This window comes from Micromonospora sp. DT15, from assembly GCF_049841475.1.
GTDB lineage: Bacteria > Actinomycetota > Actinomycetes > Mycobacteriales > Micromonosporaceae > Micromonospora.
Window position 1 is genome coordinate 260,730 of record NZ_JBNCKJ010000012.1, and the last position, 16,711, is coordinate 277,440.

Genomic DNA, 16,711 nt, shown 5'->3' on the forward strand with positions numbered 1-16,711 from the left:
GGGAGCCGGTGGCGCCGTTCGCGTTGCTGTCCGACGCGGACCGGGCTGCTCTGCCGGACGGCCTGACCGACGCCTACCCCGCCGCGCAGACCCAACTCGGCATGCTCGTCGAGCTGGCCACCAGCGGAGCCCGGGCGGCCTACCACAGCGTCATCGCCCACCAGGTCCGCGACGGGCGACCGCTCTCGGCCGACGCGCTGCAGGCCGCCGTCGCGACGGTCGTCGCCCGGCACGAGATCCTGCGCACATCGTTCGACCTGACCGGCTACTCGGTGCCGATGCAGCTCGTCCACGCCGAGGTGACCCCGCAGGTGACCGTGGTGGACGGTCGCGACGTGCCGGCCGATGAGCAGGTGCGACTCTTCGAGGAGTTCGTCGCGACCGAGCGGGCCACCCCCTTCGACCTGGCTGTCGCGCCACTGCTGCGCGTCGCCGCGCACCAGGACGGCGACGCGAGTTGGTGGCTGAGCTTCACCATCTGCCACGCGGTCACCGAGGGCTGGAGCAGCGCACAACTGCTCGCCGAACTGCTGGCCGTCTACGCCGACCTGGCCGACGGGCGGAGCCCCACCGAGACCGAACAGCCGGTGGTGCGGTACGCCGACTTCATCGCCGCCGAGCTGTCCGCGCTGGCGTCCGACGAGGACCGGGACTACTGGCGCACGGTGGTCGACGGGCGCAACCCGTTCGTGCTCCCCGCGGGCTGGGGTGAGCCGGGCGATCCGACGGCCATCTCGACGACCGTCGACGTCACCGACCTGGACGAGGCCGTCGCACGGTTCGCCTCCGGGGCCGGCGTCTCGGTCAAGGCGGCGCTGCACGCGGCGCACCTGAAGGTGCTCAGCCAACTCACCACCGAGCAGAGCTTCCACGCCGGGCTGGTCTGCGACGCCCGGCCCGAGGTGCTCGGGGCCGACCGGGTGCAGGGCATGTATCTCAACACTTTGCCGTTCGGCTACGAGCGCACCGCCCGGACGTGGCGCGACCTGGTGACGGCGGTCTTCGACCAGGAGGTCGACCTCTGGCCCCACCGGCGGCTCCCGCTGGCGGAGATCCAGCGTGGCAGCGGTCAGCGGCTGCTGCGGGTGCTCTTCAACTACCAGGACTTCTCCCGCGCCGGGCAGTCGGCGACCATGACCGGCACCGAGCCGGTCGTCGTCGGCAGCGCCGGCGACGGCGCCACCGAGTTCGAGCTGTCGGTCTTCGCGCACCGGGGCAACTACCAGCTATCCAGCCGCAGCGACGTGCTCTCCCGAGCAAATCTGGAGCGGCTGGCCGGCATGTACCGGGCTGTGCTGGCGGCGATGGTCGCCGACCCGGCCGGTGACGCGCAGGCTGTCCACCTGCCCGGTGGTGAGCGGGAGCGGCTGCTGGGCGTGGTCGACACCGGCGTCGAGGAGCGGGTGACCGCCACGGTGGTCGAGCTGTTCCAGGCTCGGGTGGCCGCCGCACCCGACGCGGTAGCGGTGGTCGCCGGCCCGACCCGACTGACGTACGCGCAGGTAGACGCACAGGCCAACCGGCTCGCCGGGCACCTGCGGGCCGTCGGTGTGGGCAGGGGCGCGGTGGTCGGTGTCTGCCTGGATCGAGGTGCGGACCTGGTGCCCGCCCTGCTCGGCGTGCTCAAGGCCGGTGCCGCCTACCTGCCGCTGGACCCGACCCAGCCGGCCGAGCGCATCGCGTACCTGCTCGCCGACGCAGCCGCCGGGACGGTGGTCGCCACGGGTGCCCACGTCGACGCGCTCGCCGGTTACGACGGGCATCTGGTGCTGCTCGACCGCACCGACCTGACCGGCCACCCGGAGACCGACCCGGCCCCGGTGAACGACGCCGACGACCCGCTCTACGTCATCTACACGTCCGGCTCGACCGGCCGCCCGAAGGGTGTCTGCGTCAGCCACGCCAACGTGCTGAGGCTGCTCGACAGCGCGCAGGAGCACTACGCCACCGACGAGACCGACGTGGTCGCGCTGTTCCACTCGTACGCCTTTGACGTCTCGGTGTGGGAGTTGTGGGGTGCGCTGCTGCATGGCAGCCGACTGGTGGTGGTGCCGCCGGCGGTGGCCCGGGTGCCGGAGGATCTGCTCGACCTGCTGGTGGAGCAGGAGGTGACTCTGTTGGCCCAGACCCCCACGGCCTTCCGGGGACTGGTTCGGCTGGCCGCCGACGGTGACCAGCGGCTGCGGCGACTGGTGCTGCGCGCGGTCGTCCTGGCCGGCGAGCGGCTGGACTTCGCCGAACTCGCCCCGTGGGTCGATCGGCTCGGACTGGCCCGGATCGCCCTCGTCAACATGTACGGGATCACCGAGACCACTGTCTACTCCAGCTATCACCGGGTCACCCGCGCCGACCTCGCTGCCGGGGTGGGCAGCCGGATCGGGCGTCCGCTGGCCGGTCTGCGCATGTACGTACTCGACCAGCAGGGGCACCCGACGCCGCTCGGTGTGCCCGGCGAGATCCACCTGGCCGGACACGGCGTGGCCCTGGGCTATCTGAACCAACCGGCGCTGACCGCCCAGCGGTTCCTGCCCGACCCCTACGGCCCCGCCGGCAGCCGGATGTACCGCACCGGCGACCTGGGGATCCGCCTACCCGACGGCAGCGTGGAGTTCCTCGGACGGCTCGACGACCAGGTCAAGCTTCGCGGCTACCGGATCGAGTTGGGCGAGGTGGAGTCGGCGTTGGCCGCGCTGCCGGCGGTCGCCGAGGCGGCGGTCGTCCTGCGCGAGGACACCGCCGGCGATCCACGACTGGTCGGATACCTGGCCGGAGCGTCCGGGCAGCGGCCGAGCACCGGCGAGCTGCGCGCGGCGCTGGCCCGCACGCTGCCGGACTACATGATCCCGTCGGCCTTCGTGACGCTGGACCAGCTGCCCCGCAACAACAGCGGCAAGCTCGACCGGCGTGCGCTGCCCGCGCCGCAGGACGGCGATCCCGGCGACGGGCGGGCCATGGTCGGTCCGCGTACCGCGTTGGAGGAACGGGTCGCCGGGATCTGGGCGCAGGTGCTGGGCCTGCCGGCGGTGGGCGTCGAGGACGGCTTCTTCGAGCTGGGTGGCCACTCGATCAAGGCGCTGGTGCTGGCCAGCACGCTGCGGACGGCCGGCTTCGACGTCTCGGTCGCGGACGTGATGGACCTGCAAACCGTTTCCCGGCTGTGCGCCGCGCTGGTCGACCGCACCGGGCCGGTGCACGTCGACCGCCCGGTGGAGCCGTTCGAGCTGGTGTCCGCGCCGGACCGGGCGCTGCTGCCGGACGGCCTCACCGACGCGTACCCGCTGTCCCAGGTGCAGCTCGGCATGCTGCTGGAGATGCTGGCCGACAACGGATGGAACCACTACCACAACGTGACGTCCTTCCTCGTCCGCGAGGACGACCCGCTGGACCTGGCGACGCTGCGCGAGGCGGTGGACCTCGTGGTGAACCGGCACGAGGTTCTGCGCTCCTCGGTGGACCCGACCGGCTACTCGGTGCCGATGCAGCTGGTGCATCCCGCCGTGCGGGTGCCGGTCGTGTCGCACGACCTGCGCGGGTTGTCCGAGGAGGACCGGGAGGCCGAGCTGCGCCGCCTCGTCGCCGTGGAGTACGCGTCGCCGTTCGACGTCGAGCGGGTGCCGCTGCTGCGGTTCGCCGTCTGCCGGGAGACCGACAGGAGTTGGCGGTTGGTGCTGACGATCTGCCACGTGGTCGTCGAGGGCTGGAGCCTGCACGCGCTGGTCGCGGAGATCCTCGACCGCTACCGCTCGATGCGCGTCGGTGTCGGGCCTGAACCGGAGCCCCTGCCGGAGGTGCGGTTCGCCGACTTCATCGCAGGGGAACGTCGCGCCCTGGAGTCTCCGGTGGACCGACGGTACTGGCAGGACCTGATGGAGCGGTGCGTGAAGTTCACCTTCCCCACCGGCTGGCTGCCCACGTCGCCGCCGCCGACGCGTACCGCCCACACCGTCCGGGTGCCGTTCCGCGACCTGGAACCAGGGCTTCGCGCGCTGGCCTCCAGCGCGCGCGTCTCGCTCAAGGCGGTGCTGCACGCCGCGCACCTGACGGTGCTCGGCCAGCTTACCGACGAGCCCCGGTTCTACAGCGGCCTGGTCTGCCACACCCGGCCGGACATGCCGGGCAGCGAGCGGGTGTACGCCATGTCGCTGAACACGCTGCCGTTCCCGTACGAGCGCGACTGCGCCACCTGGACCGAACTGGTCCGCCGGGTGCACGCCACGGAGGTCGAAATGTGGCCGCACCGGCGCTACCCCGCGCCGGCGATCCGACCCGCGGTTTCCGGCACCCGCCTGCTCGACGTCTACTTCAGCTACCTCGACTTCAACGAGGTGGTCGGTGAGCACGTCGAGGCGGGCCCCCGGTACGCCGCCGCCAGCTCGGAGTTCGCCCTGGCCGTCTCGGCGGTCGCCGGGCACCTGGAGCTGAGCAGCGACAGCGACCACCTGGAGCGGGCCGAGGTCGAGCGGTTGGCCGCGATGTACCGGCTCGTGCTCGACGCGATGGTGGCGGACCCGGACGGCGACGCCCGCGCGGTCCGGCTGCCCGAGGCGGAACGGCACAACGTGCTGGTGGGCTGGGTCGAGGCGACCGACGGCAACGCGCCGGAGCCCGGCATGGTGCCCGACCTGGTGCGGGACAGGGCCGCCATCGCGGGTGACACCGAGGCGGTCGGCGAGCTGAGCTACGCCGGCCTCGACGCGGCGGCGAACCGCCTCGGCTGGCACCTGCGGGAGCGGGGCGTCGGGCCGGAGCGGGTGGTGGGAGTGCTGCTCGACCGGGGTGCCGACCTCGTCACAACCCTGCTGGGCATCTGGCGGGCGGGCGGGGCGTACCTGCCGATCGACCCGTCGTACCCGGCAGCGCGGATCGCGTCCATGCTCACCCAGGCCGGGGCCACCGTCGTGGTCACCAGCACCGCCTACGTCGACCGGTTCACCGGCGTCGACCGGGTGCTGCTGGACGTCGACGCGGGGCCGATCGCGGCCCGCCCCGACGACCAGCCGCCCGGCCGCACCGACCCGGACCAGCTCGCGTACGTGATCTTCACGTCGGGGTCGACGGGACGGCCCAACGGTGTGCAGGTCAGCCACCGCAGCCTGGCCGGCTACCTGAACTGGGCGGTGGACGAGCTCGTCGCCGACCGGGTGGGTGGCGCGGCACTGTTCTCGTCGGTCGCCTTCGACATGGTGGTGACCACCATCTGGGCGCCGCTGGTCGCCGGGCAGCGGCTGTGGCTGATGCCGGCCGACGCCGGGCTGGACGAACTCGGCCCGCGGCTGGCCGCGGCGGGGCCGTTCAGCTTCGTCAAGCTGACCCCGAGTCATCTGGACCTGCTCGCCGGGCAGTTGTCGAGCGAGCAGGCGGCCGCGCTGACCCCGGTGCTGGTGCTGGGCGGCGAGGCGCTCACCGCGCGGACCTGCGCGCGATGGCAGAAACTCGCACCACGGACCGTGCTGCTCAACGAGTACGGACCGACCGAGGCGACGGTCGCCGTCAGCCGTTACCCGCTGACCGGCGCGCTCACCGGCCAGGTCGCGCCGGTCGGCCGGCCGCTCGGCGGGATGCGTACCTACGTGCTGGACGCTCGGCTGAATCCGGTGCCTGTCGGCGCGGTCGGCGAGGTCTACCTCGGTGGACCGCAACTGGCTCGGGGGTACGCCGGACGGCCCGAACACACGGCCGCCCGGTTCGTGCCCGACCCGTACGGGCCGGCGGGCTCCCGGCTGTACCGCACCGGTGACCGCGGCCGTTGGTTGCCGGACGGGCAACTCGACCTGCTCGGCCGGGTCGACGATCAGGTGAAGATCCGTGGGCACCGGGTCGAGCCGGGCGAGATTCGCGCGGTGCTCCTCGAACACTCCGCCGTACGCGACGCGGCGGTGGTGGCCCGCCCGGCTCCGGGCGGGGGCAACCAGCTGATCGCGTACCACGTGGGTGGTGCCGACGACCTGGCCGGGCACTGCGCCCGGCGGCTGCCCGCGGCCCTGGTCCCGGCGGCCTTCGTGCCGGTCGACGCCATCGCGCTCAATCCCAACGGCAAGGTGGACCTGCGGGCGTTGCCGGCGGTGCCACTGCGGACGGAGGCGGAGATCGCCCCGCCGCTGGGTCCGGCCGAGACGATCCTCGCCGGGATCTGGGCCGAGGTGCTGGACGTGCCCACGGTCGGTCGTCAGGACCGGTTCTTCGCCCTTGGCGGGCATTCACTGCTGGTGGTGCCCGTGGTCACCGCGGCCCGGCAGGCCGGCCTCCCGCTCACCCTGCAACAGGCGATGATGGACCAACCGCTGGCGGACCTCGCCGCCGCGCTCACCGTGGCCGTTACGGCCCCGGGGGCCGGTGCGGCGCGAGCCGTGGCGCTGCCCCGGATCGCGCCGTTGCCCCGGGTCGCTCCGCTGCTCGCCGAGGCGCGGGTGCCCGGCGCGTCGCTGGCCGTGCTCGCGGACGGCGAGTTGGTGCAGGTCCTTGCTGTCGGGCACTGCACGGCGGGCGGTGACGCCCCGGTGACCCCGGAGACCATCTTCCAGGTGGGCTCGGTCAGCAAGCTGGTCGCGGCGGTAGGTGCGCTGGCCCTGGTCGACAGGGGAGCACTCCAGCTCGACGCGGACGTCAACGCGTACCTCAAGGGGTGGCAGTTGCCCGCCGACCGGCCGGTGACCCTGCGGCAACTGCTCGGCCACGTTGCCGGCCTGACCTCGACGGGCAGCAGCGGACATCCGCGCGGAGGCCCGGTACCGCCGCTGACGGACCTGCTGCTCGGCCGTGGCGTGCCCAACGAACCGGTGCGGGCGCTCGACGCGCCCGACCCGGTCGCGGTGGAGCGCAACAGCCACTTCGTGGTGATCCAGCAGCTCATGGAGGACGTCACCCTGACATCCTTCGCCGACCTGATGGCCGAGCTGGTCTTCGCACCACTGGGGATGACCGGCAGCAGCTTCGACCAGAGCTTTCCGGAGACGTCCAGCCGGCCGGTGGCAGCCGGGCACGACGAACGGGGCGAGCCACACCCTCACGGTTGGGAGGTGCGTGCGGACCTGGCGGCAGCCGGCCTCTGGACCACCGCTACCGACCTGGCCGCGCTGACCAGTGAGATCCAGACCGCCTACCGGGGTGATCCGGCCCTGCTCAGCCTGGAAACGGTGAGGGCACAACTGACCGCGGGCCCGGGCGGCGTCTTCGGGCTCGGCTGCATGGTGGACCGCATCGAGGGGAGTGCTGGAACGCACGTGGAGTTCACCCACCGGGGCCACATCGCCGGCTACCGGGCGCTCGTCACCGGTCGGGTTCCGGACGGGGCAGGGCTGGTGCTGCTGACCAACGGCGAGGCAGGCGACGAGGTCATGTCGCTGCTGATGTCGAACACCGCACGGACGGAGGACATGTGATGACGACCTTTCCGAGCGTCTCCGCGACGGTCACCGACCCCACCGTCCAGCAGGTGCGGCACCTGGTGTCGATCCGCGACCTGACCGATGCGGACCTCTACTCGATCGTCGCCCGGGGCGCCGCGTTCGCCGCCGGGGAGTGCGGGAACCCGCTCGCCGGGCAGGTCGCCGGGGTCTACTTCCTCAAGACCTCGACGCGTACCCGGACCGCCTTCACCAGCGCCGCACTGCGGCTCGGCGCCGGCGTGATCCAGTACGGCCCGCAGGACCTGCAGACCAACACCGGGGAGACCAGCGAGGACACCGGCCGGGTGCTGTCCGGCATGCTCGACGTGCTGGTCGCCCGCACCGCCGGTGACCCGGCCGAATTGCGGGCCTGGTCTGCCCAGAATCGGATGACGGTGATCAACGCGATGAGCGCCGAGGAGCACCCCACCCAGGCGCTGACAGACCTGACCACGTTGCTGCGGCAGTTCGGCCGGATCGAGGGGTTGCGCCTGCTCTACCTGGGGGAGGCCAACAACACGGCCACCGCCCTCGCCCTGGCGCTCACCCGGTTTCCGGGCGTTGAACTGGAACTGCGTACCCCGCCCGGTTACGGCCTGCCCGCCCAGATCCTGGCCGACGCCACCCGGCAGGCCGAGATCAGTGGGGCGAGCATCGTCGAGCGGTGCCACATGTCAGACCTGCCGGGCGATCTGGATGCCATCTACACCACCCGCTGGCAGACCACCGGCACCGTGAAGCCGGACCCGGACTGGCGACAGGTCTTCGCCCCGTTCCGGGTCGAACAGGAACTCTGGCGGCACAGCCCGAACGCGGTGTTCCTGCACGACCTGCCGGCCCATCGCGGTGAGGAGGTGACCTCGGAGGTGCTCGACGGGCCGGCGAGCATCGCGTTCGGTCAGGCGGAGAACAAGCTCTACAGCGCGATGGCGGTGCTGGAGTGGTGCCGATCGCACGCGGGTGGGACGACGCGGTGACGGTCACCGAGCCGCCGGGCAGGCCCGCCCGCCGCGCGGCGAGGCTCACCCGCAACCGGGAGTTCCTGTTGCTCTGGACCGGTTCGGGGCTCTCCGCGCTCGGTGCCCGGGCCACCTCCATCGGCTACACCCTGCTGGTCTACTGGTCGACCGGTTCGGCCACCGCGGCCAGCCTCGTCACCTTCGCCGCGCTGCTGCCGAACCTCGTCGCCCAGCTGCCGGCTGGCGCGCTCGTCGACAGGTGGAACCGGCGTACGACGATGCTGATCTGCACCGCCGGCCGCGTTCTCGGAGCCGGCAGCGTGGCGGCGGTGGTGCTGCTCGACGCGGTGCGGTTGCCGCACCTGATGGTGGTCGCGTTCCTGGAGGCCACCCTCGGCATCTGCTACGCGCTGGCGGAACGAGCCGCGGTGTGTGCCGTGGTGCCCCGGGACCAACTGGGCGCGGCGCTGGCGGCCAACGAGTCGCGGGCCAATGCCGCCAGCATCCTGGGCCAGCCGACCGGCACCGTGCTCTACGCCGTGGCCCGCTTCGCGCCGTTCCTGTTCGCCACCGCCGTGCACCTGGTGTCGCTGGTGACCCTGCTGTTCGTCCGGCGGGACCTACGGGCGCCCCGGTCGTCGGGCGGCTCGGCAGGCGGGCTGATCGCCCAGATCAGGGAAGGTGTCGCCTTCATCTGGGGCAAGCTCTACCTGCGTCGGGCGCTGTGCCTCTTCGCGGCCAGCAACATTCTCTTCCAGATCCTCGGCCTCGGTCTGGTGGTGCTGGTCAAGGACCGGGACGGCACGCCCGCGGCGGTCGGTCTGCTGTTGGCAATCAACAGCGTCTTCGGCATGGCGGGCGCGATGACCAGCAACGCCTTCCTGCGCCGGTGGGGCATCCGCCGGATGATGATCGGCATCCACCTGGCGTGGGCGGTGCTGATGCCGCTGCTGGTCGTGGCACCCGGGCTGGTTGCGGTCAGTGTCCTCCTGGCGCTGATCAATTACGGTGCCGGGATCGGCAACGTGGCCGGGGTGCTGTATCTGCTGAGGACGACACCCGACGAGCTGCGCGGCCGGGCCGGCTCGATCTTCACGCTGCTCTCCTCCGGTGCCAACTCGATCGGCGCGCTGCTCGCGGGCTTCCTGCTGGACACCGTACGCATCGAGGTGGCGTTGGCCGTCGTGGGCGCGACGATGGTGGTGATCGCGGTGTTCGCGGTGCTGGCTTTCGGCACCCGTACCGCCGCACAGGCGGAACGAGCCGAGGCCGACGCCGAGCGGGCCGACGCCGAGCGGGCCGACGCCGAGCTGGCGGCGACGGCAGCCGGTCGCGACCCGCATGGTTGAACCCGGCGACGATATCGAGGAAATATGGCCGCCCACGTCAGGCTGCCCGGCACAGGACCGACCCTGGCGTGGAGGAGACCGACCGATGAGCGAGCACGGCACGTGGCAGCCGCACGAGATCACACCCAGCAGCGCCAGATGCGCAGCCACCGTTGACGGGCTGATCGGCCATCTGCGGGAGCTGGACCTGACGGCGTTACTCACCACCGAGAAGGCGCTGGTGTTCCGGGGCTTCGGCGTCGAGCCGGGCGCGCTGGACCCGGTGATGGACATGGTGCTGCCCAACCGGCTGGCCTACGTGCATGGCAACTCGCCACGTACCAAGGTCGGCCGCAACGTCTACACCTCGACCGAGTACCCAGCGCCGTACACCATCTCCATGCACAACGAACTGTCGTACGCCGCGCACTGGCCAGCCCGCCTGCTGTTCTACTGCCAGCTCGCCGCGCCGACCGGCGGTGCCACCCCGGTGGTCGACGCCCATCACTGGCTGGAGTCTCTCGACCCGGAGGTCCGCGCCGCCTTCGCGGGCGGGGTGTGCTACCAGCAGAACCTGCACGACGGCCTGGGGCTGGGCAAGAGCTGGCAGCAGACCTTTGAGACCGAGAACCGGGCGGAGGTCGAGGCGTTCCTCGACGGCACCGGGGCGACCTGGACGTGGACCGCGGAAGGGCTGCGGGTGAGCCAGGTCCGCCCGGCCACCACCCGGCACCCTGTAACGGGGGTGGAGGTGTGGTTCAACCAGAGCGACCAGTGGCACCCGGCCGCTCTGGACGACGAGGTCGCTCGGGTGATGACCCAGGTGATGACGCAGGACGAACTGCCCCAGTCGGTCACCTTCGCCGACGGCAGCCCGATCCCCGACGAGTACGTGTTCCAGATCCGCGACCGAGGGCTGGACGCGGCAATCGACGTGGACTGGCGCGTCGGTGACCTGCTGCTGATCGACAACGTGCTGGTGGCGCACGGTCGGCGCCCCTACACCGGGAGCCGCCGCATCCTCGTGGCGATGTCGGACTGACCGGGCATCGGCTGGCGGGAGGAGAAACGTGGAGATGACAGGGGCCGGGGTGCGTGGCCGGTGGCTGCGGACCTTCCGCCGAGCTGAGCGGTCCGACCTGCGCCTGGTCTGCTTCCCGCACGCCGGTGGGAACGCCAACGTGTTCCAACCGTGGGCGGGCCTGCTTGACGGCGCCACCGATCTGCTGGCGGTCTGCTACCCGGGTCGGCAGGACCGGCTGCTGGAGCCCTGCGTGGATCAGATGGACGTGCTCGCCGAACGGATCAGTGACGTGCTCGTGCCGTACCTGGACCGGCCGATCGCGTTCTTCGGCCACAGCATGGGCGCGTCGGTGGCGTACGAGGTCACCCTGGTCCTGGAGTCCCGCTACGGGTTCACGCCGAGCGTGCTCTTCGTCTCGGGACACGCCGCGCCGCACATCTCCCGGGTCGAACTCGACCCGGATCTCGCCGACGACGAATATCTGCTCGGCCGGATCGGCGCCCTGGGTGAGGTCGATCCGGTGCTGCTGCGGTCACCGAAGCTCCGCGAGCTGATCATGCCCTCGCTCCGGGGGGACCTGCGGATGCTCTACCGCCACCTGCCGCGCGAACCGGCGAAGGTCCGAGCCCCGATCGCCGCCTACCTGGGGACCGAGGACCCTACGTGCACCACGTCGACGGTGCGGGCCTGGGGGGAGTTGACTACCGGCGGCTTCGAGTTGGCGACGTTCCCCGGTGACCACTTCTATCTCGTGCCGGAACAGGAGCAGGTGGTTGCCGCGGTGACCGCCCGCCTGGGCTGACCGACGGACCACGCCCCAAGGGACGGTCGCGGGAACCGTGGCCAGAGGAGAGGGCGGTGGGGCCGCTCGGTGGCTCTGTCGTGTCCGGGTCACCGTCGGATCAAGCCGAGTTGGGTTGCGGTGGCGATGGCGGCGGTGCGTGAGTCGACGCCGAGTTTGGTGTATATGCGGGCGAGGTGGGATTTGACGGTGCCTTCGGTGAGGTGCAGGCGGACACCGACGGCGTGGTTGGACAGGCCTTCGGCGACCAGGGTGAGGACTTCGGTTTCGCGGGGGGTCAGGGTGGTGCTGGGGTCGCGTAGCCGGTTCATGAGCCGGTCGGCGACGGCCGGGGCGAGGGTGGTTCGGCCGACCGCGGCGGTGCGGACGGCGGCGGCGAGGTCTTCGGGTGGGGCGTCCTTGAGTAGGTAACCGGTGGCGCCAGCTGCGATGGCGGGCAGGGTGTCGGCGTCGGTGTCGTAGGTGGTGACGATCAGTACGCGGGGGGCGCCGGGTCGGGCGGTGATAGCGGCGGTGGCCTGGGCACCGTTCATGCCTTTACCGAACTGCAGGTCCATGAGCACGACGTCGATGTCGCCTTGGCAGGCGCGGGCCACGGCGTCTTCGGCGGTGGCGGCTTGGGCCACGACTTCGATGCCGGGTTCGGTCTCCAGTATGGCGCGTAGACCGGCACGGACGATGGGGTGGTCGTCGGCCAGCAGCAGGCGGATGGGGACGTCGGTCATGAGGTCGCCTTGACGGGGTGGTCGCTCGAGCAGGCGAGTGGCAGTTGGGCGGCCAGAGCGGTGCCGTGGCCCGGGACAGATTCGAGGGTGAGAGTGCCGCCGAGGGCCAGGACGCGGGCGCGCATCGCGGGCAGGCCGTATCCGCCGCTGCCTGCTTCAGATGCGGGAAGTCGGTGCGGGTCAAAGCCGTGGCCGTCGTCGACGATGTCCACGGCGACGTGATCACCCAGGTAGCTGAGGGTGACGTCGACGGTGGTGGCCTCGGCGTGGCGCACGGTGTTCGCGAGGGCGGACTGGGCGATACGCAGTAAGGCTGTGTCGTACGCGGCCGGCAGCGGCCGGGGATCGCCGGTGAGGTGGAAACGCGCGGTGAGGCGGTGGCGGGTGCTGGTGGTGGCGCACAGCTGTTCCAGGGCGCCGGCCAGAGTGGTGTCGTCGAGGGCGGGCGGGGTGAGCGCGGCGACGAAGCGGCGGGCCTCGGCCAGGTTGTCGACGGCGGCCTGGCGGGCCTGCCCGACGTGGTGGGCGGCTTTGTGCGGGGTGTCGGGAAGAGCGCGTTCGGCAGCCCGTAGCAGTAGTTGGATGCTGGTGAAGCCCTGGGCGAGGGTGTCGTGGACCTCACGGGCGAGGCGTTCGCGTTCGGCGAGGACACCGGCGGTGTGCTGTGCGGCGGCGAGGTCTGCGCGGGTCGCGGTGAGTTCCCCAATCAGCCTTCGGCGGTGTTCACTCTCGCGGTACAAGCTCTGGTATCCCCACACCACCGCGACCGCCACGGCGGCGCCGAGGGTCGGGCCGATCGCCGCCGTCGGGCTGAACGAGCCCTGGTGGGCGGCGAAACCGATGACAGCCGCCACTGTGGTGGTCACTACTGCGGTCAGGCCGGCGCGGCGTGACAGCAGGTGCAGCTCTAGGAAATACAGCGGGAACGCCACCCATACCGCGTCCGCCGACAGGGTCAGCAGGATCAGCCAGACCGCGCCGACGGCGGCCAGCCACACCGCGGCGGCGCGCCGCGAACGCATGACGGACGGCAGTAACGGCCCAGCCGCGTAGATCAGCCCACACGTTACGGCCGCAACGATGATCATCCCCGCGTGCGGGCGGTCGCCGGCGACCGCCCGCACGCCGGCCAGGGCGAGCAGGCCGACGGTGAGCAGGTGCAGGCACCAGGTCAGCGTGCGGGTGGCGGGCGTCAGCACCGCAGCGGTGGTCTTCACAGTTCTTCCAGCCTAAGCGGCGATTCCCGCGCGATGCCTCCATCGAAAGTTAGAGCCGGCGTGCAGCCTTTCGACCCGCCACATGCTGTCCTGCGCCAGAAGCAGACCTAGGGGGTCAGCGGCGACGGTAGAGGCCTACCGAAGTTCACCTTCACCAAAAGGCGGGTCAAAGCGATGTTCGTCGCCTGGAGAGATCTGAAGTTCGCCAAAGGGCGCTTCGCCCTGATGGGGACCGTTATCGTGCTGATCACTCTGTTGGTCGGGCTGCTGTCCGGGTTGACCGCCGGCCTCGGTCAGCAGAATGTCTCAGCGATCACCGGCCTACCGGCCGACATGATCGCGTTCGCAGCGCCCGGCAAGGGCGAGAAGCCGTCATTCGCCAACTCCACCATCGCGCAGAAGCAATGGCAGCAGTGGGCGACTACCCCGGGCGTGAAGCGGGCGCAGCCGCTGGGCATCACCACCACCAAGGCCACCGCCGGCACCAGAAGCACCGCGGTGTCCGCCTTCGGCGTTCAGCCGGGGTCTACCCTCTCCCCGGCTACGGACCAGATCGGCGAGCACGCGGCCGTGCTGTCCGTGACCGCCGCCGAGAATCTTGGTGTCGCCCGGGGCGACACCTTCACCCTGGCAGGGCAGCAGGTGAGCGTCGCCGCCGTCCGCGGTGACGCCTCCTACAGCCACACCCCCGTCATCTGGACCAGCCTGGACCTGTGGCAGAAGCTCGCCCCGGCGACCGACGCCAACGACGGCCCCACCGCCACCGTCATCGCCCTGAACATCACCTCCGGCGCGGATGTTCAGGCCGCCGACGCCGCCGCGGGCACCAGGACGGTCTCCACGGCTGACTCACTGTCCGCAATCGGCTCCTACACCTCCGAAAACGGCTCACTGCAGCTCATGCGCGGCTTCCTGTTCGCGATTTCCGCCCTGGTCATCGGCGCCTTCTTCACCGTCTGGACCATCCAGCGCAGCGGCGACGTCGCCGTCCTCAAGGCGCTGGGTGCCTCCACCGCGAACCTGCTCAAGGACGCCCTCGGTCAAGCCGTGGTCCTGCTGACCGGCGGAACCCTGCTCGGCACCGCCCTGGCCGCTGGCCTCGGCGCGCTTGTCGCCGGCGCGGCCGTGCCGTTCCTGCTCACTCCCACCACCATCCTCGTCCCGGCCGCCGTGATGATCGCGCTCGGCGCGCTCGGCGCCGCCCTGTCCATCCGCCGCATCACCTCCGTCGACCCACTGACCGCCCTGGGGAGCGCCCGATGAGCCTGCACCTGCACGACGTCACCCTCACCTACCCCGACGGCGATACCCGCCTGACCGCCCTCGACCAGGTAACCCTGACCGTGCCCAAGGGCAGTCTGACCGCCGTCGTCGGACCGTCCGGCTCCGGCAAGTCCAGCCTGCTCGCCGTCGCCGCCACCCTCATCACTCCGGACTCCGGCACCGTCACCATCGACGGCACCACCACCAGCGGCATGACCCACGGCGAACTCACCACCCTGCGCCGCAACAAGATCGGCATCGTGTTCCAGCAGCCCAATCTGCTGCCATCGCTCACCGCGGCCGAACAGCTCCAGGTCATGGCACAACTCGACGGCCGCTCCCCGGCCAAGGCCCGCAGCCGGGCGATGCAACTCCTCGACTCCGTCGGCCTCGCCGCCCAGGCAGCCCGGCGCCCCCACCAGTTGTCCGGCGGCCAACGACAACGCATCAACATCGCCCGCGCACTGATGAACGACCCCACCGTGCTGCTGGTCGACGAACCCACCAGCGCTCTGGACCGCGAACGAGGCGCCACCATCATCGACCTCATCACCCGCCTCACCCACCAGGAGGCCACCGCCACCGTTCTCGTCACCCACGACCGGACCCACCTCACCGCGGTCGACCAGATCACCAAGGTCCAGGACGGCCGACTCACCATGTCGGCGCTGACGCGGGGAGCGCGCGCGTAGACAGCCACGCGGACGGTAAGAACTGGTGGGAACCGTCCGTTGTCGCACCGCTATCGCGTATTCCGTAGGCCACCGAACCGGTCCTCACGGTGAGCCGACCCTTAAAGCACGACGAGCCTCGAGTCGTACGCCTCAACCCGGCGGACCGGCCAGGCATCCTCCGCGGTCTCGAAGTAGTACGTCGCACAGCCAAGATGTCGTACTCGTCGCCCCCGTGATGTGCTCCACCGGCGACGGAAGTATCGGTTCACCACGAAAGGCTTCAGTCCTGGCTTGGCATGCCGTCTTCAAGCGTGGGGCTCCGCCGCCGAGATCAATGCTCGCCAGGGCCGAGGAACAGCTCGGCCAGCCGGGGTAGCCGCCTCCGCATCTCGTCATCGTTGTCGAAGTCGAAGTCCTCACCCATGTCGGGCTCGCGGGCCTCATCGATGCCATTCGCAGCGTGCTGGCGGGCCTTCATCGCTTCGTAGAAGGCGTCGTCGTCACCACCTGTGACCTGCTCGTAGGCCTCGCTGGCTACGTAGTTCACCGACTCGGCGAACAGCGTGCCGTCGTCGTCCTCGGCCGCCGCTTGTCGTACCGCGGGATGGTCAGCCAGTCCGTCGGGCGAGGCCAGGACACGCTCGTACCACTCGCGCCCCAGCGCGATGACTCCCGCCCGGAAATCTATGAAGCTGTCGTCCGAGCATCCACCGCCGATCAGGTACGCAGCCGCCCACACGTCCCAACGGTAGAGCGCGTCATGGACCTGATCGAACAGCTCCTGGAACTCGAGGATGCCCTCCGCTGATGTAGCGGCCAAACGCGTCACCAGTGCCGCGGCAACGGCCTCACCGTCGTCGCCGGTCCGCCCGTCGAGACCCGCCCCGGCCGACCTTACGACCGCCCAAAACTCATCAATGTCCACGGCGCGAGAGTCTCCCACGACCAACTGACACAAGGGGCGTGTGCTGCTCGCCCGTTATGTTTCGGCGACGGGGGACACGAACTGGACCCTTCCGGGTGGCAAGTTGAGCAGGCGGAGGATCCGTTCGATGCTGTGGTGCGGGAGGTCGCCGAGGAGACGGGCTGCGTTTCGGTGGTCGAACGCCTGCTAGGCGCGGACTCGCGGGTGATTCCTCCGCTGAGGCGCGTCTGGGCATCGAGCATCAGAACGTCGGTATCTTTACCAGGTCCGGATCACTGGTGGTGTCCTTCGGCTCGAGGCGAACGGCGAGACCGCCGAGTCGGTCTGGACATCGATCTCAGATGTCGCCGGTCTGTGCCGGTCGTCGCTGGTCGATGTCGGTCTTGCGCTGGCGCGAACGCTTCCGGCG

At 70.8% G+C, this 16,711-nt stretch carries 10 protein-coding genes; 7 read left to right on the plus strand and 3 right to left on the minus strand.

Translation table 11 applies throughout. From position 1 onward, the window contains the following. Positions 1-8: 8 nt before the first annotated feature. The 5 genes from ACLQ3F_RS25585 (at position 9) to ACLQ3F_RS25605 (ending at position 11,498) form a co-directional block, all read left to right on the plus strand. Positions 9-7,379 (plus strand): amino acid adenylation domain-containing protein, encoded by a 7,371-nt coding sequence (locus ACLQ3F_RS25585; protein ID WP_425851876.1) that lies wholly within the window; start codon positions 9-11, stop codon positions 7,377-7,379. Next, positions 7,379-8,362 (plus strand): ornithine carbamoyltransferase, encoded by a 984-nt coding sequence (locus ACLQ3F_RS25590; protein WP_425851878.1) that lies wholly within the window; start codon positions 7,379-7,381, stop codon positions 8,360-8,362. Before ACLQ3F_RS25585 ends, ACLQ3F_RS25590 begins: the two co-directional genes overlap by 1 nt. Then, the gene (locus ACLQ3F_RS25595) at positions 8,329-9,693 is read left to right on the plus strand and encodes an MFS transporter (RefSeq protein WP_425851879.1); all 1,365 of its coding nucleotides are present in this window, start codon (positions 8,329-8,331) and stop codon (positions 9,691-9,693) included. The genes ACLQ3F_RS25590 and ACLQ3F_RS25595 overlap by 34 nt, the downstream gene beginning before the upstream one ends. 85 nt (positions 9,694-9,778) lie before the next feature. Then, a complete protein-coding gene (locus tag ACLQ3F_RS25600; RefSeq protein ID WP_357207177.1) occupies positions 9,779-10,714 on the plus strand; it encodes a TauD/TfdA family dioxygenase in 936 nt (311 codons plus the stop codon). Positions 10,715-10,748: 34 nt separating this feature from the next. Next, a complete protein-coding gene (locus ACLQ3F_RS25605; protein WP_425851919.1) occupies positions 10,749-11,498 on the plus strand; it encodes a thioesterase II family protein in 750 nt (249 codons plus the stop codon). 89 nt (positions 11,499-11,587) lie between these two features. Here ACLQ3F_RS25605 and ACLQ3F_RS25610 read toward each other — a convergent pair whose 3' ends face one another. After that, positions 11,588-12,223 carry a response regulator transcription factor gene (locus tag ACLQ3F_RS25610; RefSeq protein ID WP_357207179.1) on the minus strand — a complete coding sequence of 212 codons (636 nt, stop codon included), beginning with the start codon at positions 12,221-12,223 and terminating at the stop codon, positions 11,588-11,590. Beyond that, positions 12,220-13,440 carry a sensor histidine kinase gene (locus ACLQ3F_RS25615; protein WP_425851881.1) on the minus strand — a complete coding sequence of 407 codons (1,221 nt, stop codon included), beginning with the start codon at positions 13,438-13,440 and terminating at the stop codon, positions 12,220-12,222. The genes ACLQ3F_RS25610 and ACLQ3F_RS25615 overlap by 4 nt, the downstream gene beginning before the upstream one ends. A gap of 240 nt (positions 13,441-13,680) precedes the next feature. On the opposite strand from ACLQ3F_RS25615, the gene ACLQ3F_RS25620 reads away from it, so the two are divergent. Both ACLQ3F_RS25620 and ACLQ3F_RS25625 read left to right on the plus strand, forming a co-directional pair. Continuing rightward, on the plus strand, positions 13,681-14,703 hold the full coding sequence (locus tag ACLQ3F_RS25620) for an ABC transporter permease (protein ID WP_425851883.1): 1,023 nt from the start codon (positions 13,681-13,683) through the stop codon (positions 14,701-14,703). Further along, positions 14,700-15,395: an ABC transporter ATP-binding protein gene (locus tag ACLQ3F_RS25625; protein ID WP_357194302.1), complete on the plus strand. Its 696-nt coding sequence runs from the start codon at positions 14,700-14,702 to the stop codon at positions 15,393-15,395. Before ACLQ3F_RS25620 ends, ACLQ3F_RS25625 begins: the two co-directional genes overlap by 4 nt. A 313-nt stretch (positions 15,396-15,708) precedes the next feature. Here the strand turns inward: ACLQ3F_RS25625 and ACLQ3F_RS25630 are convergent, their stop codons facing one another. After that, positions 15,709-16,302 carry a DUF4240 domain-containing protein gene (locus ACLQ3F_RS25630; protein WP_425851885.1) on the minus strand — a complete coding sequence of 198 codons (594 nt, stop codon included), beginning with the start codon at positions 16,300-16,302 and terminating at the stop codon, positions 15,709-15,711. Positions 16,303-16,711 lie beyond the last annotated feature (409 nt).